8 protein-coding genes and 1 pseudogene are annotated in these 26,435 nt (G+C 76.5%); 1 reads left to right on the forward strand and 8 read right to left on the reverse strand.

Translation table 11 applies throughout. From position 1 onward, the window contains the following. Positions 1-39: 39 nt before the first annotated feature. From CKY47_RS06045 to CKY47_RS06075, 7 genes are all read right to left on the reverse strand, one after another. Complete coding sequence (locus CKY47_RS06045) at positions 40-4,833, reverse strand: type I polyketide synthase (RefSeq protein WP_442638264.1); 4,794 nt, start codon at positions 4,831-4,833, stop codon at positions 40-42. Next, the gene (locus tag CKY47_RS06050) at positions 4,827-10,133 is read right to left on the reverse strand and encodes an SDR family NAD(P)-dependent oxidoreductase (protein ID WP_371320628.1); all 5,307 of its coding nucleotides are present in this window, start codon (positions 10,131-10,133) and stop codon (positions 4,827-4,829) included. Before CKY47_RS06050 ends, CKY47_RS06045 begins: the two co-directional genes overlap by 7 nt. A 195-nt stretch (positions 10,134-10,328) precedes the next feature. After that, positions 10,329-11,261: a nucleotide disphospho-sugar-binding domain-containing protein gene (locus tag CKY47_RS06055; RefSeq protein WP_306744648.1), complete on the reverse strand. Its 933-nt coding sequence runs from the start codon at positions 11,259-11,261 to the stop codon at positions 10,329-10,331. A 154-nt stretch (positions 11,262-11,415) separates the two neighbouring features. Next, entirely contained in the window at positions 11,416-13,980 is a 2,565-nt protein-coding gene (locus CKY47_RS06060; protein ID WP_306744649.1) for an ABC transporter permease, read from the reverse strand. Continuing rightward, positions 13,977-14,735, reverse strand: a complete 759-nt coding sequence (locus CKY47_RS06065; RefSeq protein WP_306744650.1) for an ABC transporter ATP-binding protein — start codon at positions 14,733-14,735, stop codon at positions 13,977-13,979. The genes CKY47_RS06060 and CKY47_RS06065 overlap by 4 nt, the downstream gene beginning before the upstream one ends. A gap of 14 nt (positions 14,736-14,749) precedes the next feature. Then, positions 14,750-14,914, reverse strand: a complete 165-nt coding sequence (locus CKY47_RS06070; protein ID WP_306744651.1) for a hypothetical protein — start codon at positions 14,912-14,914, stop codon at positions 14,750-14,752. 203 nt (positions 14,915-15,117) lie between these two features. Then, positions 15,118-15,537, reverse strand: coding sequence for a hypothetical protein (locus CKY47_RS06075; protein WP_306744652.1), 420 nt, complete (start codon positions 15,535-15,537; stop codon positions 15,118-15,120). Between the two features lie 69 nt (positions 15,538-15,606). Here CKY47_RS06075 and CKY47_RS06080 point away from each other — a divergent pair, with 69 nt between their 5' ends. Next, the gene (locus CKY47_RS06080; RefSeq protein WP_306744653.1) at positions 15,607-16,383 is read left to right on the forward strand and encodes a TetR/AcrR family transcriptional regulator; all 777 of its coding nucleotides are present in this window, start codon (positions 15,607-15,609) and stop codon (positions 16,381-16,383) included. A gap of 60 nt (positions 16,384-16,443) precedes the next feature. Here the strand turns inward: CKY47_RS06080 and CKY47_RS06085 are convergent. Next, positions 16,444-26,190, reverse strand: a pseudogene (locus CKY47_RS06085) (SDR family NAD(P)-dependent oxidoreductase); the annotation flags it as partial. Positions 26,191-26,435: the final 245 nt, after the last annotated feature.

A 26,435-nucleotide genomic window follows, 5' to 3' on the forward strand; every position in this document is an offset into this window, starting at 1 on the left:
CTTGTCGCTCCGTGGTCCTGCGGGTGGGCGGGTGCGCGGTCAGGCGCCGAGCTCGTTGTCGATGAACGCGAACAACTCGTCCGTGGTCGCGGTCCGCAGGTCGTCACCCGCCGCGGGACCGGCGCCGGCCAGGGCCTTGTGCAACGTGGTCACCATCGCCTGCAAGCGGGCGACGATCCTGGAACGGTCGATCTCCGCGGCGCTCAACGTGGCGGCGACCGCTTCCAGCCGGTCGAGCTCCACCTCCAGCGGCACCCCGGTCGGGGCGTCGCCCAGCCGCGTCCCCAGGTGCTCGGCCAGCGCCTGCGGGTTCACGTGGTCGAACGCGACGGTGGCGGGCAGCTTCAGCCCCGTGGCGGCGGCGAGCCGGTTGCGCAGGTCGACGGCCGTCACCGAGTCGAAGCCCAGTTCCTTGAACGCGCGGGCGGGTTCGACCGCCGCGCCGTCGTCGTAGCCGGCGACCGCTGCCACCTGGTCGCGCACCAGCTCCAGCAGCGCCCGCCGCCGCTCGACCGGGGTCAGCCCGGCGAGCCGCGCCCCGAGGTCGCCGTCCGCCACCGGGTCGGCCGCGGTGCGGTCGTCCGCGACCTCGGGCAGCGCCCGCAGCAGCGGGCGGGGGCGGGCGAGCTGGTAGACGGGCGCGAAGGCGGCCCAGTCGATGTCCGCCACCACCAGGTGGGGTTCGTCGTGGTCGAGGGCCTGGCCCAGCGCCTCGACGGCGAGCCGCGGCGCCATCTCGGCCAGGCCCATGCGCCGCAGCAGGTCGCCCGCCTCGGCGTCGACCATGCCGCCGCCGCCCCAGGAACCCCAGGCGACCGCGGTCGCGGTGCGCCCGGCGGCGCGGCGGCGGCGGGCGAGCGCGTCGAGGTAGGCGTTGCCCGCGGCGTAGGCGGGGCGACCGGAGGTGCCCCACACGGCCGCGCCGGAGGACATCAGCACGAACGCGTCCAGCTCGGCGTCGCCGAGCAGTTCGTCCAGCAGCGCGGCGCCGGTGACCTTGGCGCGGGTCGCGGCGGCGAACGCCTCGGGCGTGACGTCGGACAGCGGCGGCTCGGCGGTCAGCACGCCGGCGGCGTGCACCACGGCGGTGGGCCGGTGCTCGGCCAGCAGCGCGCGGAGCGCCCGCTCGTCGGCGACGTCGCAGGCGACGACGGTGACGCGGGTGCCGGCCAGGTCGTCGACCAGCGCGCGGGCGCCGGGCGCGTCGAGGCCCCGGCGGCTGGTGAGCACCAGGTGCTCGGCGCCCCGTTCGGCCAGCCAGCGGGCGACGTGCCCGCCGACCGCCCCGGTGCCGCCGGTGACCAGGACCGTGCCGCGGGGCCGCCAGGGCTCGGCGGCCGGCCCGGCGAGCGGGGCGCGCGCCATCCGCCGCGCGAACACCCCGGAGGAGCGGATCGCGACCTGGTCCTCGTCGTCGACACCGGACACCACCGCGCACAGGCGGTCGGCGTCGGCCGGGCCGTCGACGTCGACCAGGCCGCCCCAGGTGCCCGGCTGGTCGAGGGCGACGACCGTGCCCAGGCCCCACACCGCCGCGGCGGCCGGGTCGGCGTCGGAGAAGGCGTCCACCGCGACCGCGCCGCGGGTGACCACCCAGGCGGGCGCGTCGACGTCCCGGTCCCCCAGGGCTTGCAGCAGGGCGGTGGTCGCGGCGACCGGGGTGCTCAGGGCGGGGCCCTCCGGGTGCTCGCGTGGGTCGAGCGCGAGGAGCGACAGCACGCCGTCGAACCGCCGGGCCCCCGTCGCCTCGCCGAGCAGCGCGGCCAGCGCCGCCCGCTCGGCCGGCGCGGGCACGACGACCCGGACCACGTCGCCGCGGTCGGCGACGGCGGCGGCCAGCCTCGCGGCCTCGGGCACGCCGGCCGGCACGACGACCAGCCAGGAGCCGGTCAGCCCGCCGGTCGGGACCCCGTCCAGGGGCGTCCAGGAGACGCGGTAGCGCCACGAGTCCACGGCGGACAGCTCGGTGCGGCGCTCGTGCCAGGTGGCCAGTGCGGGGACGACCTCGGCCAGCGGCGCGGCGCCGACGCCGAGCCGGGCGGCGAGCGCGTCGACGTCGCCGTCGACGACGTCCCGCCAGAACTCCTGGTCGGCCACCCGCGCGGGCGGCGCGGGCGGCGCCCCGGCCTCGTCCTCGCGCCAGAAGCGCTTGTGCCGGAACGGGTAGGTCGGCAGCTCGACGGTGCGGGCGCCCGGCACGAACGCCGTCCAGTCGGCGGTGCCACCCCGGACGTCCAGCTCGGCCAGCGAGGTCGCGAACCGGGTCAGCCCGCCTTCCCCGCGCCGCAGGGTGCCGGCCACGACGCCCGCGTGCCCGCCCTCGTCCAGGGTCTCCTGGATGCTCATCGCCAGCACGGGGTGCGGGCTCACCTCGACGAACCGGGTGTACCCGGCCGCGGCGAGCTTCGCGACCACCGGCGCGAACCGGACCGTCGTGCGCAGGTTGGTGAACCAGTACGTCGCGTCCACCGTGGACCCGGTGATCGGTTCCCCGGTGACGGTGGAGGTCATCGGCACGTCCGCCGGTCGCGGTCGGATCGGGCCCAGGTCGACCGCCAGGCGGTCGGTGAGGTGTTCGACGTGCCCGGAGTGCGACGCGTAGTCGACCGGCACCCGCTTGGCGCGCACGCCCTCGGCGACCAGCCGCGCGCACAGCTCGTCGAGCGCGTCGCCGTCGCCGGACAGCACCGCCGACGTGGCGCCGTTGTCGGCGGCCAGCGAGATCCGGCCCTGCCAGGGGTCGAGCCGGTCGAGCAGGTCCGTCGCGGACAGCCCGACGGCGAGCATCCCGCCGCCGCGCCCGCCGAGGACGTCGCCGATGGCCTTGCTGCGCAGCGCGACCACCCGGGCGCCGTCCTCGATCGACAGGGTGCCCGCGACGGTCGCGGCGGCGATCTCGCCCTGCGAGTGGCCGATCACCACGTCCGGGTGGACGCCGTGCGCGCGCCACAGCGCGGCCAGCGAGACCATCACCGCCCACAGCACCGGCTGCACGACGTCCACCCGGTCCGCGGGCGGGGTGCCCGGCTCGCCGCGCAGGACGTCGACCACCGACCAGTCCACGAACCGCCGCAGCGCCGCGTCGCACTCGGCCATGCGCCGCGCGAACGCCGACGACTCCGCCAGCAGCGCGGTCGCCATGCCGGCCCACTGGGAGCCCTGGCCGGGGAAGACGAACGCGGTCCTGCCGCGCACGTCGGCGGCGCCGGTGACGACGTCGGGGCGCGCGCCGCCGTCGGCCAGCCCGCGCAGGGCCTCGGCGGCGCCCACCCGGTCCTCGGCGAGCACGACCGCGCGGTGGCCGAACCGCGCCCGCCCGGTGGCGAGGGTGCGCGCGACGTCGGGCAGCGGGTCGGTGGAGGCGGTCACGTGCGCGGCCAGCCGCCCGGCGAGGTCGGCCAGCGCGGCCGGGGTCTTCGCCGAGAGCACCAGCGGGGTCACGGCCGCCGCCGGCTCGGCCGCCGCGGCGGCGGGCTCGTCCGGCGCCTGCTCCAGGATCACGTGCGCGTTGGTGCCGCTCACCCCGAACGACGACACGGCCGCGCGGCGCGGGCGCGCCACCTCGGGCCAGTCGCGCGGCTCGGTCAGCAGCTCGACCGCGCCGGCGGTCCAGTCCACGTGCGTCGACGGCGTGCCGACGTGCAGCGTGCGGGGCAGCTTCCCGTGGCGGATGGCCTGCACCATCTTGATCACCCCGGCGACGCCGGCGGCGGCCTGGGGGTGGCCCATGTTCGACTTGACCGACCCCAGCCACAGCGGCTCGCCGGTGCGCCGCCCGTAGGTCTCGATCAGCGACTGCGCCTCGATCGGGTCGCCGAGCGCGGTGCCGGTGCCGTGCGCCTCGACCGCGTCCACGTCGGCGGGCGACAGCCCCGCGTCGGCCAGCGCCGCCTCGATCACCCGCACCTGCGAGGGGCCGTTCGGGGCGGAGAAGCCGTTGCTCGCGCCGTCCTGGTTCACCGCGGAGCCGCGCAGCAGGGCGAGGACGCGGTGCCCGTTGCGGCGCGCGTCCGACAGCCGCTCCAGCACGAGGACGCCGACGCCCTCCGCCCACGACGTGCCGTCGGCGTCGTCGGAGAACGACTTGCTGCGCCCGTCGGCGGCCAGCCCGCGGCGGGCGCAGAAGTCGACGAACATCTCCGGGGTGCCCATCACCGCGACGCCGCCGGCCAGCGCGAGCGTGCAGTCGCCGCGCCGCAGCGCCTGCGCCGCCAGGTGCAGGGCGATCAGCGACGACGAGCACGCGGTGTCGACCGAGATGGACGGCCCCTCCAGGCCGAGCGTGTAGGACACCTGCCCGCTGACCAGGCTGCCGTCGGGGCTGCCGTCGCTGTAGTCGTGGTACATGACGCCGGCGTAGACGCCGGTGGGGCTCCCCTTGAGCGAGGTGGGGTCCAGCCCGGCGCGCTCGATCGCCTCCCACGAGGCTTCCAGCAGGATGCGCTGCTGCGGGTCGGAGCGGCGGGCGTCGCGCGGGCTGATGCCGAAGAACTCGGCGTCGAAGCCCGGCGCGTCGTAGAGGAACCCGCCGTGGCGGGTGTAGGTCTTGCCGGGCCGCTCGGGCGTCGGGTCGTAGATGCCCTCGACGTCCCAGCCCCGGTCGGCGGGGAAGTCCCCGATCACGTCGCGGCCCTCGTCCACCAGGTCCCACAGGTCGTCCGGCGTGCGGACGCCCCCGGGGTAGCGGCAGCTCATGCCGATGATGGCGACCGGTTCGGTGTCCCTGGTCTCCAGCTCGTGCAGTCGGCGCCTGGCCTGCTGGAGGTCGGCCGTCGCGCGCTTGAGGTAGTCGCGGAGCTTGTCCTCGGTGCCCATTGCTTTCCCGTTCATGATGCGCCCAACTCCTCGTCCAGCACGGCAAAGAGCTCGTCGTCGGTGGCGGCGCCGAGGTCGGCCTCCGGCGCGTCGTGGTCGGTGTGCGCGTCGGTCCACTTGCGCGCCAGCGCGTCGAGCCGGGCGGTGACCTTCGCGGTCGAGCCGTTGAGCCCGCCGGCCGCCCGCAGGCGGGCCTCCAGGCGGTCGATCTCGGCGAGCAGCGGTTCGGCGGCGGACCGACCCGGGCCGAGCAGGTCGTGCAGGCGCCGGGCCAGCGCGGCCGGGTTCGGGTGGTCGAACACGACGGTGGCGGTCAGCTTCAGCCCGGTCAGGGCGCCGAGCCGGTTGCGCAGCTCGACCGCGGTCAGCGAGTCGAACCCCAGTTCCTGGAACGCCCGCCCCGGTTCGACCGAGCCGGCCGACGCGAACCCGAGCACGACCGCCACCTGCTCGGACACCACGTCGAGCAGGTACGCCTCCCGCTCGGTCTCGGGCAGCGCGCCCAGCCGGGCGGCGACCGCGCCGTCGGAGCGGGCGGTCGCGCGGGGCGACGGCGCGGGGCGCACCAGACCTCGCAGGGTCGGGGGCAGCGCGTCGCGCCGGGCCCGCAGGGCGGCGAGGTCGAGCCGCACCGGCGCCAGCACGGCGTCGTGGGCGGCGAGGCAGCCGTCGAGCAGGGCCAGCGCCTCGTCGGTGGCCATCGGCGGCGTGCCGAGCCGGCTCAGCCGGCGGAGGTCGGCCGCGTCCAGCTCACCGGTCATGCCGCCGTCCTCGGCCCAGGCGCCCCAGGCCAGCGAGGTCGCGGGCAGGCCCTGGGCCCGGCGCAGGTGGGCCAGGCCGTCGAGGAACGCGTTGGCCGCGGCGTACCCGGCCTGCCCGGCGGCGAGGACCGTGCTCGCGGCCGAGGAGAACACCACGAACGCGTCCAGGTCGCGGGTCAGCTCGTGCAGGTGCCACGCGCCGTCGACCTTCGGGGCGAACACCCGGTCCAGCTCGTCGTCGGTGAGGTTCTCGACGCGGCCGGCGGACGGGACGCCCGCGGCGTGCAGGACCGCGGTCAGCGGGGCGTCGGCGGGGATGCCCGCCAGCAGCGCACGCACGGCCGCGGCATCGGTGACGTCGCAGGCCGCGATGGTGACGTCCGCCCCGAGCGCGGTCAGTTCCGCGCGCAGCCCGGCCGCGCCGGGCACGTCGGCGCCGCGGCGGCTGACGAGCAGGAGGCGGCGCACGCCGTGGTGCGCCGCGAGGTGCTTCGCGACGACGGCGCCGAGCCCGCCGGTGCCGCCGGTGATCAGGACCGTGCCGTCGGGCCGCCAGTCCGGCTCGCCCGTCGAGGCGGGCGCGGGGGTCAGCCGGGGCACGACGGCCCGGCCGTCGCGGACCGCGACCTCGGGTTCGCCGGTGGCCAGCGCCCGCTCGACCTCCCCCGGTCCGGCGTCGACGAGCACGAACCGGCCGGGGTTCTCGGCCTCGGCCGCGCGCACCAGGCCCCACACCGGCGCGACCGCCGGGTCGACCCCCTCGCCGGCCACGGACACCGCGCGCCGCGTGACCACGGCGAGGCGGGTGTCGTCGTCCCCGGCGAGCAGCTCCCGGATCGCGGTCAGCACCCGCCGCGCCGCCGCGCGGGCGGCGGCGGGCACCGGGCCGTCCCCACCGGGCACGTCGAGCACGCGGACCGGGCCCGTCGCACCGGTGCCGGTCGCGGGTTCCCAGGTGATCCGGAACAGCGAGTCCCGGCTCGGCGCGAGCGCGTCCGACGAGACCGGGCGGGCAACCAGGGAGTCCACGGACAGCACCGGCCCGCCGGTGGCGTCGGCGATGTGCAGCGAGATCGAGTCCGGACCGGTCGGCGACACGCGGACCCGCAGCTCCGACGCGCCCGCGGCGTGCAGGGTGACCCCGGTGAAGGCGAACGGCAGCATCGGCCGGGCCCCACCGTCCTCCGGGCCGTCCTCCGGGGCCGGGCCGAGGAGCTGCGCGTGCATCGCGGCGTCGAGCAGCGCGGGGTGCAGGCCGTAGTCGCGCGCTTCGGCGCCGCCGGGCAGGGCGACCTCGGCGTACACGTCGTCGCCGTGCCGCCACATGGCGCGCAGGCCCCGGAACGCCGGGCCGTAGTCGTAGCCGAGTTCGCCGAGCAGCGCGTACGGGTCGGTCAGCCCGACCTCGACGGCGCCCGGGGGCGGCCACTCGGCGAGGTCGAACGACGGCGGGTCCGCCTCGGGCGCCACGAACCCGCCGGCGTGCCGGGTCCACGCGTCCGCGCCGTCGGGTCGGGAGTGGACGGTGACGCGGCGGCGGCCGTCCTCGTCGGCGGCGTCGACCAGGACCTGGATCGCGGCGCCCGCGTCGGGGGCCAGGGCGAGCGGCGCTTCGAGCGTCAGCTCCTCGATGCGGGCGGCGCCGGCCTCGTCGGCGGCGCGCTGCACCAGTTCCACGAACGCCGTGCCGGGCAGCAGGACCGTGCCGAGCACCACGTGGTCGGCCAGCCACGGCACCGTCCCGGCGGACAGCCGCCCGGTGAGCACCAGGGCGTCGGTCTCCGGGACGCGCACGACGGCGGTGAGCACCGGGTGCCCGGCGGGCGACTGGCCGTGGTCGGCGGGGTCGCCGGTCGGCGTCGTGGCGGGCAGCCAGTAGCGGGTGCGGCGGAAGGCGTAGGTGGGCAGCGCGACCCGGCGTGCGCCGGCGTAGAACGCGGGCCAGTCCACCGGCACCCCCCGGGCGTGCAGGGTCGCGAGCGCGGTCACGGCGGCGCGGGCCTGTCCCCGGTCACCGCGCTGGGCGGGGACGAACGCGAGCGCGTCGTCGTCCAGCGCGGCCTGCCCGGCGGCGGTGAGCACCGCGTTCGGCCCCACCTCGACGAACGTGCGGACGCCCTCGTCGGCCAGCACGCGCAGGCCGTCGTGGAACCGGACGGTCGCGCGGACCTGGCGCACCCAGTACTCGGGCGAGGTGAGGTCGGCGCCCTCGGCCACCGTCGAGACCACCGGGATGGCGGGCGCGGAGTAGGCGAGCCCCTTCGCGACGGCGGAGAACTCGGCGAGCATGGGTTCCACGAGCGGCGAGTGGAAGGCGTGCGACACCCGCAGCCCGGTGGCCTTGCGGTCGGGGAACGCGGCGGCCACCGCCCGCGCGGCGGCCTCGGTGCCCGAGACCACCACCGAGTCGGGGCCGTTGATCGCGGCGATGCCCACGTCGTCGGTGAGCAGGGGGGTCACCTCGGCCTCGGTGGCGCGGAGCGCGATCATCACGCCGCCCTCGGGCAGGGCCTCCATCAGCTTCGCGCGGGCGGCGACCAGCGCGGCGGCGTCGTCGAGGGTGAGGATGCCGGCGACGTGCGCCGCGACCAGCTCGCCGATCGAGTGCCCCAGCAGGTGGTCCGGTCGCACGCCCCACGACTCCAGCAGGCGGTACAGGGCGACCTCGACGGCGAACAGGGCCGGCTGGGCGGCCCCGGTGCGCGCCAGCGCGTCCTCGTCGTCGAGCACCGTCCGCAGTGGACGGTCCAGGTGCGGGTCGAGCGCGGCGCACGCGGCGTCGAGCGCCTCGGCGTACACCGGGTACCGCCGGGCCAGCTCCGCGCCCATGCCGGCGCGCTGGGCGCCCTGGCCGGTGAAGAGGAACGCGGTCCGGCCGCCGCCCGCGCGGTCGCGCACCACACCGGGCGCGTCGGCGCCGTCGGCGAGCGCGGCGAGGCCGGCGAGCAGTTCGCCGCGGTCGGCGCCGACGACGACGGCCCGGTGGTCGAGCGCCGAGCGGGTCGTGGCGAGCGACAGCCCGACGTCCGCCGGGGCGTGCTCGGCGTCGACCCGGGCCGCGAGCCGCCGGGCCTGGGCGGCCACCGCGTCCGCGGCGTCGGCCGACAGCGGCCAGGCGAACACCGGGAGCGCCGGCGGGTCCGCCGGCACCGAATCCGCCGGCCCGGGGTCGGCCTGCTCGACGATCACGTGCGCGTTGGTGCCGCTGATGCCGAACGAGGACACCGCGGCGCGGCGGGGTCGTCCCGCGGCGGGCCAGGCGCGGGACCCGGTGAGCAGCTCCACCGCGCCGGAGGACCAGTCGACGTGCGGCGACGGCGCGTCGACGTGCAGGGTCCTGGGCAGCACGCCGTGGCGGAGTGCCTGCACGACCTTGATCACGCCGCCGACCCCGGCGGCGGCCTGGGTGTGGCCGATGTTGGACTTGAGCGACCCGAGCCACAGCGGCTCGTCGCGGTCGCGGCCGTAGGTCGCCAGCAGCGCCTGCGCCTCGATCGGGTCGCCGAGCTTCGTGCCCGTGCCGTGGGCCTCCACGAGGTCGACGTCGGCCGCGGTCAGGCCGGCGGACTCCAGGGCCCGGCGGATCACGCGCTGCTGCGCCGGGCCGTTGGGCACGGTGAGCCCGCTCGACGCGCCGTCGGAGTTGACCGCGCTGCCCCGCACGACCGCGAGCACGTCGTGGCCGAGCCGCCGGGCGTCGGACAGGCGTTCCACCACGAGCACCCCGACGCCCTCGCCCCAGCCCGTGCCGTCGGCGGCGGCGGCGAACGCCTTGCAGCGGCCGTCGTCGGACAGGCCGCCCTGTTCGCTGAAGTAGACGAACGTGTCCGGCGTGGCCATCACCGTCACGCCGCCGACCAGCGCCAGGGAGCAGTCGCCGCGCCGCAGCGCCTGCGCCGCCCAGTGCAGGGCGACCAGCGAGGACGAGCACGCCGTGTCCACCGACACCGCCGGGCCCTCCAGCCCGAGCGCGTAGGCGACCCGGCCGGAGACGACGCTGCCGGCGGCGGCGTGCCCGGCGTAGTCGTGGTACATCACCCCGGCGAACACGCCGGTGCTGCTGCCGCGCAGGGTCTCCGGCACGATGCCCGCGCGCTCCAGCGCCGTCCAGGAGACCTCCAGCAGCAGCCGCTGCTGGGCGTCCATCGCGAGCGCCTCGCGCGGCGAGATGCCGAAGAACTCCGCGTCGAACTCGGCGGCGTCGTGCAGGAACCCCGCCTCGCGGGTGTTCGTGGTGCCGGGGCGCTCGCCCGTCGGGTCGTAGAGGCCGCCGAGGTCCCAGCCCCGGTCGGTCGGGAAGCCGCCGACCGCGTCGGTGCCGGTGGCCACGAGGTCCCACAGGTCCTCGGGCGAGGCGACCCCGCCGGGGTAGCGGCAGGACATGCCGACGATCGCGATCGGCTCGACGTCGCGCTCCCGCGTCTCCCGCAGGGCGCGCTTGGCCTCGCGGAGGTCCGTGGTGGCGCGCTTGAGGTAGTCGAGCAGCTTCTGCTCGTTCTCGGTGGTCACGTCGTCGCCCCCGTTCCGGCGGCGAGCCGGGAAATGGCCGGCCGGCAATTCCTGCCGGCGCAGTTTTCGGTACTCACGTAATCGACCCACCTAACCGAGAAAAGGGGTGGAACGTGCCACGCGGAAAACGCTACCCACGCATCGGGGGTGCGCCGTACCCCTAACGGGGCCGCGCGGCCCCACAATGGGGTTCCCCGGCGCGGGACGGGCCCGCGCGGCCCGCCCCCTACCGGGCGCACCCGGTCACCGGGTCAGTTCGGCCACCACGGCGCGCGGTGCGGGGAGGGCGGCGATCTCGTCCCGGAGCGCGGCCGCGCGGGCGCGCAGCCCGTCGTCGGTCAGCACGGCGCCGATCCGGTCCGCGGGGCCGACCACGCCGGCTCCGGTGTCGGCCACCCGGGCCGCGAGGTCCGACCCGGTGAGGCAGAGCTGGGGCAGGCCGTGGGCCGCCGCGGCCAGCGCGAGGGCCGCGTCGCCGTCGTGGACGAGCGCGACGCACGTGCGCAGCAGCGCCGCGGGCGGGGCCGAGTCGACGAGCTTGACGTTCACCGGCACGGTGACCCCGGCCGGGACGCGCCCGGGGTCGGTGGCGCACAGCAGTTCGACGCCCAGGCCGGTGACGGCCTCGAAGACCGGTCCGAGCGAGGCGGGGTCGGCGAGCGAGAGCAGGACGCGGTCGCGTCGCGCCGTGCGGCGCAGCCAGCCCGGCACCTCGACCGGGCCGAAGTACGGCACGTGCCGGATCGGGCGGGTGTCCGCGCCGGCGGGCCGCAGCGACGGCGGCACGGCGTCGAACGTGACGTCGGCGTCGAACGCGTCCGTGCCGGAGGGGTCCGCACCGGCCGCGCCCGGTTCGTCCAGTGCGCCGAGCAGCCGCACCGCGCGGGCCGACACGGCGCGGGCGGCGGTCACCCCCGCCGGCGCCAGGCCGTCCGAGACGACGACGTCCGGCCGCCACAGCTCGGCGAACGCGACGAGGGCCGCGGACTCGGCGAGCGGGGTCCCGTCCCCGTCCTCCAAGTCCACCGCCACGCAGCCGGTGCGGAGGACCTCGTCGACGAACGACGGCCGGCCGGCGATCTTCACGTCGTGACCGGCGGTCCGCAGCGCCCACGCCAGGGGAACGAGGTTGTGCAGCCGGGCGGCCGACGACGGAGCGGCCAGGAGTACGCGCATGGGAACCACTCCACAAAAGGAAACGGGGCCACCCCCGGGCGGATCAGTCGAATTCGAGACTAATCACCCGGAAGTGGCCCGCGTACCCCTAGAAATCCTTGCCGGTGCCGTTCGGCACCCCTTCCCCGGCTCCAGTGGGAACCGGGTCGGGAGGTCACTGCCCCGGCAGGGTCACCGCTTCGATCGGACTGCTGCGCATGGCGAGCCGCGCGGACAGCGCGGTGACCGGCCAGACGATCAGGAACACCGCGAGCACCACGGCGAGGAACACCCAGATCGGCCCGGACGGGAGGATCTGGCCGGTGGTGAGCGCCATCGGCAGCACGGTGAACAGCGAGATGGCGATCCCGAGGACCAGGCCGACCACCGCGACGGTGCCGCCCTCGATGAACAGCATCCGGCGCACCTGGTCGCGGTTCGCGCCCGCGAGCCGTTGCGCGCCGAACTCCCGGCGGCGGGCCAGCACGGCCACCGCGAGGGTGTTCACCGCCGCGATCGCCGCGTAGGCGATCGCGAGCACGGCGAGCAGGTAGTTGATCATCGCTTCGACGTCCGCGCCGGCCTGGAAGTTCCGGATCAGGGCGCCGTCGTCGTCGACGGTGAGGCCCGGCCAGTCCTTCACCCGGTCCTCCAGCGCGGTGACCAGGTCGTCCGGGTCCTGGTCGGCGCCCGCCACCACCAGCACCTGGCCGGGCAGGCCGCTGCTGCTGTGCTCCGTGAGCAGGTCGGCCGACAGCACCATGCTCGCGTAGCTCGACGGGCTGTCGAGCAGCGCGACGACCTCCACCTCCGCCTGCGCGCCGTCGCCGAGCCGCATGGTGATCCGGTTGCCCAGGGCGAGCCCCAGGTCGTCGGCCACGTCCTCGGGCAGCGCGACCGCGTCGTCGTCGAGGTCCTTGAGCGACCCCTGGGTGACCTCGGTGGCGAGCACCGTGCCGCCCTGTTCCTCCCGGGCGATGCCGAGGAGGCGCAGCGGGTCGCTGCCGTTGCCGTCATAGGGCTGCTCGATCCAGCCGGAGCTGGTGACGAGCGGCGACGCGGCGCCCACCCCCGGCGTGCTCCGGATGCGCTCCAGCGCCTCCGACGCGATGCCCCCGGTGTCCGTGGCGATCACCGCGTCGGCCCGCAGCTGGCCGGCGTAGGCCGCCAGCTGGGCCGACTGGGAGGTGGTCATCGAGTACACGTTGCCGAGCGAGACCGCGGTGGCGAGCGTGATCGGCGTGAGCACCGCGGCGAACGCCACCGCCCGGGCCCGCGAGTTGATCACGGCGAGGGTGGCCTCGCTGCCGGCGAACCGCCGGATGAACGGGCCGTAGCGGTCGACCGCGAACACCATGATCTCCGGGCCGATCAGCGCCACCGCGATGGCGCCGGTGAGCACCGCCGGGCCACCGATGGCCGCCGCCGTGTCGGCCGGCATGAACACCGTCGTGGCGGCGAGCACGACCGTGGCCGCGGCGAACACCAGCGCGCCCGTGCGGCGCAGCGGGTTCACCGCGACGCTCGGGATCGCCGCCTCGGCCAGCGCCTGGATCGGCCGGGTCCGCGACGCGGCCAGCGAGCTGAACCACGCGGCCGCGAAGGTGATCGCGAGGGTGGCCAGCACACCGGCGGCGAACGCGATGACGCCCTGCCGGAAGACCAGCTCCTCGGGGACGATGCCGATCGCCGAGCTGATGCCGAAGATGATGTTGCCGAGCACGAAGCCGAGGAACACGCCGCCCAGGGCGGCGAGCGCGCCGACGGCCATGGTCTCGAACAGCACCATCCGGTGCGCCTGCTTCGGGGTCGCGCCGGTGGCCCGCAGCAGCGCCAGCTCCTGCTGCCGCTGCCGCACGGTGAGGCTGATCGTCGCGGAGACGACCAGCGCCATGACCACCAGCACCATGCCGCCGAACACCGCGGCCAGCAGGATCAGCGGCAGCCGGCTGCCGTCCACGCCGTGGAACTCGGCCGAACCGCGGTCGTCCCCGGTCAGCACGCTGGTGCCCGGCACCTGCTCCGCGATGCGCGCGGCCAGTTCGTCGACGTCCACGCCGTCGTCCGGGAAGACGCCGACGAGGTCGACGCCGTCCGGGTGGGTGCCGAAGCGCTCCACGTCGGACCGCGAGAAGAAGAACGCGGACGCGCGCACGTCCTCGGCCGGCTCGGCGATCCCGCTGACGGCGAAGGACTGCTTCTGCCCACTCACCACCAGCTCGACGTCGGAGCCGACGTCGATGCCGGCCGCCTCCGCCGTGGTCGAGTCGAGCACGACCTGACCGGCCGACCCGGGCTCGCCGCCGTCGCGCACCCGGTAGCCGCCGAGGGCGGCGGACTCCCAGCCGTGTCCGGAGAGGACGGACGTGTCGGGCACCTGCGGCGTGCCGTCGCTCAGCAGCACGGCGGGGAACGAGACGTCCGGCACCGCGCTCCGCACGCCCGGCACGTCGTCGATCCTGTCGACCTGGTCCTCGCCCAGCCTGGCGCGCTCGGCGTAGGGGACGACCTCCGACTCCTCGTCGGGCAGCTTGAACCCGGACGACCCGCCGACCACGACCGGCGCCGCCGCGAGCCGCTGCGGCTTGGCCTCCAGCACGATGGCCGTCTCGAACAGCCCCGCGCAGGCGATCAGCAGCCCGCAGCCGATCAGGATCGCGACGAACGACGCGAGCGACGCGGCGGCGCGGAACCGCAGGCTCGACAGGGCGAGGTCGAGCACCACCCGCCGCGAGTTCACCGCTGTCCCCGTGCCCGCTTGGCCTGGGCGCCGAGCTTCGCCAGGGTCGACGCGACCGCCTCCACGCCCGGGTCGGCCAGCTGCATGACGATCCGGCCGTCCACCAGGAACAGCACGTTGTCCGCGAAGGAGGCCGCCACCGGGTCGTGGGTGACCATGACGATGGTCTGGCCCGCGGCCACCAGCTCGCGCATCAGGTTCAGCACTTCCAGCGCGGTGTTCGTGTCGAGCGCGCCGGTCGGTTCGTCGGCGAACACCACGGTGGGCCGGGCGGCGAGCGCGCGGGCGATCGCGACGCGCTGCTGCTGACCGCCCGACAGCTCGCCGGGGCGGTGCTTCACGCGCTGCGACAGCCCGACGCGCGCGATCACCTGGTCCACCCACGCGCGGTCCGGCTCGCGGCCGGCCAGCAGCATCGGCAGGGTGACGTTCTGCTCGACGTTCAGCGCGGGCATCAGGTTGAAGGACTGGAAGATGAAGGCGACGTGCTCGCGCCGCAGCTCCGTCAGCGTGGTCTCGCTCTTGCCCTTCAGGTCGGTGCCCACCAGTGTGACGCGGCCGGAGGTCGGCTCGTCGAGGCCCGCCGCGCAGTGCAGCAGGGTGCTCTTGCCGGACCCCGACGGGCCCATCACCGCGGTGAAGCTGCCCGCGGGGAAGCCGAAGGAGACGCCGGACAGCGCCTCCACCGCGCTCTCACCGGAGCCGTAGGTCTTGTGCACCGAGTCCAGCCGGACCGGGGACTCGACGGAAGCCATCGTGGGCACGTCGTTCACTCCGTTCGTTCCCGGTCGCGCCGGGCCGGGTCGAGGAACCACCACAGCAGCAGCGCGCCGCCGCCGAGACCGACCGTCCACAGCCAGAAGGGTGTCTTGAACGACGTGCTGATCAGGCTCATCAGCAGCCAGATCGTGAACTGGACACCGCTGATCACCACCCAGGCGATGGTGAGGAAACCCCGGATTCTTCCCCGTAACGACCGGGTCTCCCCTGAGCTCTCCGGCATGAGGCCCCCCAAATATCGGCTCGTGGAGCGGCTAATTAACTGTGTAAAGCACACACAGATTAGCGGAATCGCCACGCCCCGGGAAGCCACCCCCCTACTCCGGGCCTGCTTTCACCCGTTGGGGTAGCAGGGGTTCACGGGGTGCCGTGCACCGCCGCGCGGATGCGGCGGTCCCAGTAGCGGACACCCCAGATGCCGCCGACCAGGACCGCGCCGGCGAGCAGCACCCAGAACAGCCACGTCGGGTCCCACTGCCCGCTGATCGCGCCGATGAGCAGCCAGATGACGACGTTGACGGCACCGACGGACGCCCACACGGCGCCGGCGACGCGCGGGGCGGCCTCCACCATCGGCAGCACGGCGGCGTCGGCCCGTCCGGCGACCGCGACCCGCAGCGCGGCGTGCGTGGTCGCGACGCTGGCGTGCGCGAGCCGGCGGGCGGCCTCCTCGTCGCCGCACTCGCCCCGGGCGCGGGCGTACTCGATCTCGGTCGCGGCCAGGTGACGGTCGAGTTCGGTGACCCGCCCGAGCCGGAACCGGTTGGTCTCACCCACGCCGCTCGCCCCCAACCTCGATCAGTGCAAGACTTGCACAGTTTACTGAACGACCCAGCGGAGCGATAGATGCCGACCGACCACGAACCGCGCGCGCGTCCCGACCCGTCCCCCGGCCTGCCGCCCGGGCTGGTGCCGGCGTGGGCCGCCGCGCCGCGACCCCGCCGCGGCCCGAAGCCGGCCCACACCGTGGCGCAGGTCGTCGCCGCCGCCGTGGAACTGGCCGACGCCGAAGGGCTCGCCGCCGCGTCGCTGCCCAACATCGCGGCCGCGCTCGGGTTGACCACCAACGCGCTGTACCGCTACGTCGACTCGAAGGACGAGCTGCTGGTCCTCCTGGCGGACGCCGGGTTCGGACCACCCCCGCCAGTCGGGGACGACGCCCCCGACTGGCGTGCCGCCGTCCGCGCCTGGGCGCACGCGGCACTCGACCGCTACCGGGCCCGGCCGTGGCTGCTGGACGTCCCGTTCCGCGGCGGGCCGGTGACGCCGCACCGGCTCGCCTGGACCGAGCGGCTGCTGGCCGTGCTCGCCACCGCCGGGGTGTCGGGCGCGGAGGCGCTGGGCTGCGCCACGCTGGTCGCCGACGTCACCCGCACGACGGCCGAACACCTGCGCGCCCGCACCGACCCCGACGCCACCGACCCAGATCCCACCGACGCAGACGCCACCGGGCGGGCGGCCGACGTCCGCGCGTTCCTCCGGCCGCTGCTGGCCGAGCGCGGCTACCCCCACCTCGCCGCGCTGGTCGACCGGGGCGGGTTCCCGGCGGCCACGGCGGTGGACTTCGGCCTGGACCGCGTCCTGGACGGCATCGCCGCGCTCGTCGCCGCCTCCCGCGCCTGACCCGAGACGTGCGCGGACCCCGAGGGCGTGCCCCGGGGTCCGGCGAGTGGTGCGACGGGCTCAGCCGAGGTCGTCCAGCCAGGCGCCGACGGCGGCGGCGGTGGTCCCGGCGTCGGCGGCGACGACGCTGAAGTGGTCGCCCGGCACGGTGACGACCGCGTCGGCGCGGTACCACGTCGTGCGCCACGAGGAGTCGTCCGCCGGGGCCGGCGCGTCACCGCCGGTGGTGAACCGGCGGTCGGGTCGGACGAGGACCGTGGGCACCCCCACGTCGACCAGGTCCGCGGACTCCAGCAGGCCGAGGTAGTGCGCCATCGCGGTCAGCTTGTCCCGGTCGAACGGGCCGTACTCCTCCTCGCGCTCCAGCATGCCCGCCGCCATGTCGGCCGCCGTGTCGGCGGTCGCGTCGCCGCCGGCGTCCATCTCGTAGCTGTCCAGCAGCACGACCGCCGCCGGTGGGAGGCCCGCCTTCTCCATCCTGGCGGCCAGCGCGTACGCCAGCACGCCGCCGGAGGAGTAGCCGAACAGCGCGTACGGCTCGTCACCCGCGCCCAGCCGGACGCTCGCCTCCAGCACCTCCAGCACCGCGTCGATCCCGGCGGGCACCGGCTCGCCGGCGCCGAAACCGGGCACCGGCAGCGCCGCGAGCGCCCGCGTGCCGCGGAACTCCGCCGCGAGCCTCGCGTACTGGTAGGCCCCGCTCATCCCGGCGGGCGGCGGCACCGCCAGCAGCCGGGGACCGCGCGGCCCGTCCGCCAGGGTCAGCGGGCGCGGCGACCCGCCGAAGTCCGCGAGCCCGTCGAACTTCGGGCGCAGGTCCGCCGCCGCGCCCAGCAGCGCGAGGCCCTCCTCGACCCGGCCGTCCCGGACCGCCTCGACGAACGACGCCTTGACCGGGTCGTCCCCCGGGCCGTCGTCGCCGGCGAGCACCTCCAGCAGCCGCGTCGCCAGCCCGGTGGGGGTCGCGCAGTCGAACACCACGGACGCCGGCAGCGCCACGCCGGCCGCGGCCGCGATCCGGTTGCGCAGCTCGACCGCGGTGAGCGAGTCGAAGCCGGACTCCAGGAAGTGCGCGTCCGGGTCGATCGCGCCGGCGTCACCGTAACCGAGCAGCGCCGCGGCCTGGTCGAGCACGAACCGCCGCACCCCCGGTCCGGTGCGGTCGAACGGGGCCGGCTCCGGGACCGCGCCTTCGGCGGCCACGCGACGCCGCACCACCACCGCCGTCGCCGTCCCGGCAGGGGCCGCGACGACCTCGGGGAGCGACACCCCGCGCAGCACCACGGACGCGGCCTCCGCCACCGGCGCGCCGGTGTGGTCGGCCAGCAGGACCGACACCGCGTCCCCGCCCACCGGGGTGATCCGCACGCGCAGCCGCGCCGCGCCGACGGCGAGGAGCCGGAAGCCCGTCCACGCGGCCGGGACCGCGCCGGCGGTGGCGCCGCGGACCAGCGCGGCGGCGTGCAGCGCCGCGTCGAGGGCCGCCGGGTGCAGGCCGAACCGGTCCGCGTCCGCCCCCGGGTCGAGCGCCACCTCGGCGAACACCGACCCGTCCGCGACCCAGGCGGCCCGCAGCCGCCGGAACGCGGGGCCGTGGTGCAGCCCGGCGTCGTCGAGCAGGTCGTAGAGCCGCGTGACGTCCGCGGGCACCGCGCCCACCGGCGGCCACTGCGTCAGCGCTTCCGGCTCGGCGGCGTCGCCCGCGTCGGTGGACAGCAGGCCTTCCGCGTGCCGGACCCAGCCGTGGCGCCCGTACGAGTGGACCGCCACCGGCCTGCCCGCCGGACCGGGCTCGCCGACGACCACCTGGAGCCGCACCTCGTCCGCGCCGAGCACCAGGGGCACGTCGGCGTCCAGCCGCACCAGCGTGGCGCAGCCGACCTCGTCACCGGCCCGCACCGCCAGTTCCACGAACCCGGCGGTGGGGAACACCGCCGTCCCACCGGCCAGGTGGTCGGCCAGCCACGGGTGCGTGGTCGTCGAGACCGCGCCCGCCAGCACGACGGTCGACGAGTCCGCGACGGGCAGCACGGCGCCGACGAGCGGGTGGTCGCCCGCGCTCAGCCCGCTCGACGAGAGGTCGCCGGTCGCCCGGCGCGCCTCCATGTCGACCGCCGGCCAGTAGCGCTCGCGGTGGAACGCGTAGCCGGGCAGCGGCACGGTGCCGGGCGCGCGCCCGGTGAACATGCGGCGCACGTCCAGCCCGGCGCCCGTCACGTGCAGCCGCGCCGCGCTCGTCAGCACGTCGCGGACCTCGTCGGCGTCGCCGCGCAGCACCGGGACGAACAGGGCGTCGACGTCGTCGGGCAGGGCCGCCTGCGCGAGCGCCGTGAGCACCCCGTCCGTGCCCAGCTCCACGAAGCGGGTCGCCCCGCTCGCCCGCACGGCGTCGGCGAACAGGACGGTGTCGCGGCAGTTCGCGACCCAGTGCCGCGCCGTGCGCAGCTCGTCGGCGACCGGGGTCCCGGTCACGGTGGACACCACCGCGATGCGCGGCTCGTCGTAGGTCAGCTCCTCGGCGATCTCCTCCAGCTCGGCGAGCACGTCGTCGAGCAGCGGCGAGTGGACGGCGCAGCCGATCGGCAGGCGGCGCGTGCGCCGGCCCAGCGCGGTGAAGTGCGCGACGACCCCCGCGACCGCCCCTTCCGCCCCGGACACCACCACGGCCCTCGGGCCGTTCACCGCGGCCAGCGCGACGTCCGCGCCGAGCAGCGGCCGCACCTCGTCGGCGTCGGCCTCGACCGCGACGACCGCGCCGGCCGGCGCCTCCGCCATCAGCTCGCCGCGGTGGGCGACGAGCTTGACCGCGTCGTCCAGGGACAGCACCCCGGCCAGGTGCGCCGCCGCGATCTCGCCGACGGAGTGCCCGACCAGCACGTCGGGCCGCTGGCCCCACGATTCGAGCAGGCGGCACAGCGCCACCTCGAAGGTGAACACGGCGGCCTGGCCGAACTGCGTGCGGTCGAGCAGCTGCCCGGCGGCCGAACCGGCGTCGGCGAACATCACCTCGCGCAGCGACCGGCCGAGGTGGGGGTCGAACCTGTCGGCGACCCGGTCGAACTCGGCCGCGAAAGCCGGGAACGCCGCGTGCAGCGCGGCGCCCATGCCGGGCCGCTGGACGCCCTGGCCGGGCAGCAGGAACGCCGTGGCGCCGCCGGACCTCGCCCGGCCCGTCACGACGTTCCCGGCGGGGACCGGAGTCGGCTCGGCCAGCGCGGACAGCGCGGTCCGCACCTCGTCGGGGTCGGTCCCGACGACGGCGGCCCGGTAGCCGAACAGCGGGCGGCGGGCGGCCAGCGAGTGGGCGACGTCCAGCGGGGCGAGTGCCGGGTCGGCGTCCCAGTGGGCGAGCAGGGCCCGCGCCTGGTCGGGCAGCGCCGCGGCGGTCCGGGCCGACAGCACGAGGGGCGGCAGCACGCCGCCGCGGTCCCCGGCCGGCGCGGGCGGCTCGGCGGCCTCGACCGCGGGCGCCTGTTCGAGGATCACGTGCGCGTTGGTCCCGCTGTAGCCGAACGCCGAGACGGCCGCGCGGCGCGGTCGACCGGTCTCCGGCCACGGCCGCGTCCCGTCGAGCAGCCGCACGGTGCCGGCGGCCCAGTCGACGTCGGCGGTGGGCTCGTCGGCGTGCAGCGTCGGCGGCAGCACGCCGTGCCGCAGCGCCTGCACGGTCTTGATCACGCCGGCGACGCCCGCGGCGGCCTGGGTGTGGCCGATGTTGGACTTCACCGAGCCCAGCCACAGGGGCCGGTCCGCGGACCGGCCCCGGCCGTAGGCGGCCATCAGCGCCGAGGTCTCGATGCGGTCGCCGAGCGGGGTGCTGGCGCCGTGGCCCTCCACGGCGTCCACCTCCTCCGGGTCGAGCCCGGCGGCGGCGAGCGCCCGCTGGATGAGCCGCTCCTGGGCCGGTCCGCTCGGCGCGGTCAGGCCGTTGGACGCGCCGTCGGCGTTGACCGCGCTGGACCTCACGACCGCGAGCACGTCGTGGCCGTGGCGGCGGGCGTCGGAGAGGCGCTCGACGACCAGCACGCCGACGCCCTCGCCCCAGCCGAACCCGTCGGCCGCGGCGGAGTACGGCTTGCAGCGGCCGTCACGGGCCACGGCGCCGTCCACGAACTGCGCGAACGGGGCGGGCGAGACGAGCGCGGACACGCCCGCGGCCAGGGCCAGCGCGCAATCGCCGGCCCGCAGCGCCTGCACCGCCTGGTGCAGGGCGACGAGCGACGACGAGCACGCCGTGTCCACCGACACCGCGGGACCCTCCAGCCCGAAGGCGTAGGCGACGCGACCGGAGACGACGCTGCTCAGCGCGCCGGAGCCGCGGTAGATGCCGCCGCCCCGCTCCAGGGCGTCGCCGGGGTCGTAGTCCGTCTGCATCACGCCGACGAACACGCCCGTGGTGCTGCCCCGCAGGGACGACGGGTCCAGCCCGGCGTCCTCCAGCGCCGTCCAGGACGCCTCCAGCAGCATCCGCTGCTGCGGGTCCATCATCACGGCCTCGTTCGGGCCGATGCCGAAGAACGCGGCGTCGAAGTCGGTGGCGTCGTGGACGAAGCCGCCCTGCGGCGTGCCGCCGTCCGGCGCGACCTGGTCGAGCCAGTGCGCCATGTCCCACGCGCGGTCGGCGGGGAAGTCGCCGATGCCGTCGGCGCCCGCGGCGACCAGCCGCCACAGGTCGTCGGGCGACTCGACACCGCCGGGGAAGCGGCAGGCCATGCCGACGATCGCGATCGGCTCGTCGGCGCTCGCGGGCCCGGCGGCCTCCTCCGCGTGCGCGTCGTCGCCGAGGTCGCCGAACAGCGACTCGTGCAGGTGCGCGGCGAGGTCGGCCGCGGTCGGGTGGTCGAAGACCAGCGTCGCGGTCAGGTTCAGGCCGGTGGCCTCCCGCAGGGTGTTGCGCAGCTCCACGGCCGTGAGCGAGTCGAAACCCAGGTCCTTGAAGGCGCGTTCGGCGTCGAACACGTCGTTCGGGCCGTGCCCGAGCACCGCGGCGGCGTGCCGGACCACCAGCTCGCGCAGGTGGTCCAGGCGCCGGTCGGCGGGCAGCCGGACCAGCTTGCCCAGCAGCGTGTCGCCCTCCGCCTCGCGGTCGGACACCGCCCGCCGGGCGGTCGGCACGAGGGCGCGCAGCACGTCGGGGACCGCGCCGGCGGCACGCCACGCGGCGAGGTCGAGCTTGACCGGCACGGACAGCGCGTCGTCCGCGCCGAGGGCGGCGTCGAACAGCGCCAGGCCCTCCTCCGCGGTGAACGCGCCGAGACCGCGCTTGCCGTGGGTCTCCCCGGCCATGCCGTCCGCCGACTCCCACATGCCCCAGGCGAGCGAGTGCGCGGGCTTGCCCTCGGCCCGCCGGTGCGCGGCGAGCGCGTCGAGGAAGGCGTTGGCGGCGGCGTAGTTGCCCTGTCCGGGCGCGCCGAACACCCCGGCGGCCGACGAGAACGTGACGAACGCCGTGAGGTCGCCGGCGAGCTGGTGCAGGTGCCAGGCGGCCAGCGCCTTCGGGTCGAAGACGCGGTCGACCCGCTCGGGCGTGAGCGACGGCAGGATGCCGTCGTCGAGCACGCCCGCCGCGTGGACGACCGCCGTCACCGGGTGCCTGGCCAGCAGCCGCCGGGCCTTCGCCCGGTCCGCGAGGTCGGTGGCGACCACCTTCACCTCGGCGCCCAGGTCGGTCAGCCCGGCGACCAGCTCGGCCGCGCCGGGGGCCTTCGCGCCGCGGCGGCTGACGAGCAGGAGCCGGCGCACGCCGTGCCGCCGCACCAGGTGCGCGGCGACGAGCCGGCCCAGCGCGCCGGTGCCGCCGGACACCAGGACGGTGCCGGCCCGCCAGTCGACGGGCTCGGCGGCGGCACCGGGCACGGCGCGGGCCAGCCTGGGAGCGGACACCGCGTCACCGGAGATCCGGACGGACGACTCGTTCGCGGCGGAGACCGCGGCGAGCTGCCGCGGGGTCGCGTCGCCCTCGACCAGCACGATCCGGCCCGGGTTCTCCACCTGGGCCGAGCGGACGAGCCCGCCGACGGCGGCGCCGGCCAGGTCGCCGCGGGTCAGCACGACGAGCCGGCCCGACGAGGAGCCGGGGTCGGCCAGCCAGTCCTGCACGACGGCCAGCGCGCGGTGGACGGCCGCCTTGGCGGTGGCGGCGTCGGTCCCCGGCTCGACCTCGTGCACGACGACCCGCGGGTCACCGGCCGGGTCCGGCAGCGTGACGGGGACCCAGTCGACCCGCAGCAGCGAGTCGTGGCCGCCGGGCACCGCGCGGGCGGCGGCGAGCTGCTCCTCGCTGATCCGGCGCAGCGCCAGGGCGCCGACCCGGGCGATCGGCGTGCCGGTCGAGTCGGCCAGCCGCAGCTCGACGGTGCGCCCGCCGATCGGCCGGACGTGCACCCGGGCCGTCGCCGCGCCGGTGGCCAGCAGTTCGACGTCGGACCACGAGTACGGCAGCGCGGTGCCCTCGTCCCCGGTCCCGCTCAACCCGATGGCGTGCAGCGCCGCGTCGAAGACGGCGGGGTGCAGCCCGAATGCCTCGGCGGCGAGCCGGTCCTGCTCGGGCAGCGCGACCTCGGCGTAGACGTCGTCCCCGGCGCGCCAGGCGGCGCGCAGGCCCCGGAACACCGGGCCGTAGGCCGTGCCGTGCTCGGCGAGCAGGTCGTACATGCCATCGACGTCGACGGTCTCGGCGCCGGCGGGCGGCCACTCGGCCAGGTCGAACGGCGTGCCCGCCGAGGCGGGGGCCAGGGTGCCGTCGGCGTGCCTGGTCCAGCCCGCGGCGGCGGCGAGGTCGTCCGGTCGCGAGTGGACGCCGATCGGGCGGGAGCCGTCGGCGGCGGGCGGGCCGACCCGGACCTGGATGCGGGCCGCGCCCCGCGCGGGCAGGACCAGCGGGGCGTGCAGCGTGAGGTCCCGGACCCGGCCGCAGCCCACCTCGTCGCCGGCCCGCACGGCCAGCTCGACGAACGCGGTGCCGGGCAGCATGATCGAGCCGCCGACCACGTGGTCGTTCAACCAGGGGTGCGTGGTCGCCGAGACCCGCCCGGAGAGCACCACCCCGTCCGCGTCGGCGAGCAGCGTCGCCGCTCCGAGCAGCGGGTGGTCGATCGCGTCGAGCCCCATCGACGTCGCGTCACCGGCGTCCGACCCGACCTCCAGCCAGTACCGCCTGCGCTGGAAGCCGTAGGTCGGCAGGGCGGCCGGGCGGGCGCCCCGGGAGGCGAAGTGCGCGCCCCAGTCCACCACGACCCCGCGCACGTGCAGGGTCGCGAGCGCGGTGGCGAACGCGACGTCCTCCGGCACGTCCCGGCGCTGCGCGGGCACGGCGACGGCGGTGTCGGCGGCCGAGGCCGGGACCACCGCCGTGAGCGGCGCGTCCGGGCCCAGTTCCAGGAAGCGGTCGACGCCCTCGGCGGTGAGCGCCCGCACGGCGTCCGCGAAGCGCACCGTCCGCCGGACGTTGCGGACCCAGTGCTCGGGGTCGGTCAGCTCGGTGAAGACCTCGCCCCCGGTGACGGCCGACACGACGGTCAGCGACGGTGGCGCGTACGCCACGCTCCGCGCGACCGCCCGGAACTCGTCGAGCACGGGTTCCACCAGGCGCGAGTGGAAGGCGTGCGAGACGCGCAGCCGGGTGGTGCGCCGACCGGCCCCGGCGAACTTCGCGGCCACCGCGAGCACGGCGGCCTCGTCGCCGGAGAGCACGACGGAGCGCGGCCCGTTGACCGCGCCGATGTCGACCGTGCCGTCGGGGTCGTGCGCGGAGACCTCCTCGGGCGTGCCCTCGACGGCGACCATCGCGCCGCCCTCGGGCAGCGCCTGCATGAGCCGGCCGCGGGCGGCGACGAGCCGGGCCGCGTCGGCGAGCGAGAACACCCCGGCGCAGTGCGCGGCGGCCAGCTCGCCGACGGAGTGCCCGCAGAGCGCGTCGGGCACCAGGCCGCACGACTCGACGAGGCGGAACAGCGCGACCTCGAACGCGAACAGCGCCGCCTGGGCGTTCCCGGTGCGTCCCAGGGCTTCGGGGTCGGTGTCGACCACCTCGCGGATCGGCCGGTCCAGGTGCTCGTCGAGCGCCGCGCAGGCCGCGGCGTACGCGTCGGCGAACACCGGGTACGCCGCCGCGAGCCCGCGCCCCATGCCGGGCCGTTGCGCGCCCTGGCCGGAGAACAGGAACGCGGTGGTCACCCCGCCCCGGGCGACCCCCGTGATCGCGCCCGGTCCGCCGTCCGCGACGCCGCCCAGGGCGGCCAGCAGCCCGGCGCGGTCGCGGCCGACGACGGCGGCGCGGTGGTCCAGGTGCGTGCGGGCGGCGGCCAGCGTGCGCGCGACGTCGAGCGGCGGCAGCGCGGGGTCCGCCTCCAGGTGCGCGACCAGCCGGGCGGCCTGCGCCCGCAGCGCCTGCGGCGTCCGACCGGACAGCACGAACGGGATCGCGGCGTCGTCGCCCGGCCGGTCGGCCGCCTCGTCCGGTTCCGGGGCCTCTTCGATGATGACGTGCGCGTTGGTGCCGCTCAGGCCGAAGCAGGAGACGGCGCCGCGGCGCGGGTGCCCGTTGCGGGGCCACTCGCGCCGCTCGGTCAGCAGCTCGACCTCGCCGGCGGTCCAGTCGACCCGCTCGGTGGGCTTGTCGACGTGCAGCGTCTTCGGCAGCACGCCGTTGTTCAGCGCCAGCACGACCTTCAGCACCCCGGCGACGCCGGAGGCGGCCTGGGTGTGGCCGATGTTCGACTTGACGGACCCCAGCCACAGGGGGCCGTTCCCGGCCCGGCTGCGGCCGTAGGTCGCGAGCACCGCCTGCGCCTCGATCGGGTCGCCGATCCTGGTCGCGGTGCCGTGGGCCTCCACGACGTCGACCTCTTCGGCGGGCACGCGCGCGTTGGCGAGCGCCTGGCGGATCACGCGCTGCTGCGCGGGGCCGTTGGGCGCGGTCATGCCGTTGGACGCGCCGTCCTGGTTGATCGCGGTGCCGCGGACGACCGCGAGCACCGGGTGGCCGTTGCGGCGGGCGTCGGACAGCCGTTCGACGAGCAGCATGCCGCAGCCCTCGGACCAGCCGGTGCCGTCGGCCGCGTCGGCGAACGTGCGGCAGCGGGCGCTGCGGGCGAGCGTGCCGTCGAGGCTGAACTCCACGAACGTGCGCGGCGTCGACATCACCGTGACCCCGCCGGCGAGCGCGAGCGAGCACTCCCCGGCGCGCAGCGCCTGCACCGCCATGTGCAGCGCGACGAGGGAGGACGAGCACGCGGTGTCGATGGTGACCGCGGGCCCTTCGAGGCCGAACGTGTAGGCGAGCCGGCCGGAGATGACCCCGGACGAGCCGTAGCTGCCCTGGTAGTTGTGGTACATCGTGCCGGCGAACACCCCGGTCGGCGTGCCCTTCACCGAGTGCGGCGCGATGCCCGCGCGTTCGAAGGCCTCCCACGAGGTCTCCAGCAGCAGCCGCTGCTGCGGGTCCATCAGCAGGGCCTCGCGCGGGCTGATGCCGAACAGGTCGGCGTCGAAGTCGAGGGCGTCGTGGAGGAAACCGCCTTCCCGCACGTAGCTCGACCCCGGTCGCTCGCCGGTCGGGTCGTAGAGCCGGTCGAGGTCCCAGCCTCGGTTGGTCGGGAACTCCCCGATGGCGTCGACGCCGCCGTCGAGCAGCCGCCAGAGGTCCTCCGGCGTGTCCGCGCCTCCCGGGAACCGGCAGGCCATGCCGATGATCGCGATCGGTTCCCGGGCGGCCTCGGTCAACCGGCGGTTCTTGTCACGCAGCCGTTCGGTCTCCTTCAGGGACGCCCGGAGCGCGCCGACGAGTTTGTCCTCGGAGTTGGCCACGTGTCCTCTTTCCTTCCACATCGCCTGTGCTGGAAAGGGGAATTCGCGCGAACCCCCACAGCGGTCGGGTGTGACGATACGAGCGCGGGGTGGGCGCACCCACCCCTAAGCCGGGCGGCACAGGGGCGGTGCGGCCCCTAGTCGGGGACGGCCCGGACGCGCGGCGGCGCGGCGCCGCGGTGCCACGCGGTCCACTCGGGACTTCGCCGGAGGGGTGCCGGTCGGTCCTCCGGGACAAGGGGTTC

Origin of the sequence: Saccharothrix longispora (genome assembly GCF_030852425.1) — a bacterium.
GTDB classification, from domain to species: Bacteria; Actinomycetota; Actinomycetes; order Mycobacteriales; family Pseudonocardiaceae; genus Actinosynnema; species Actinosynnema longispora.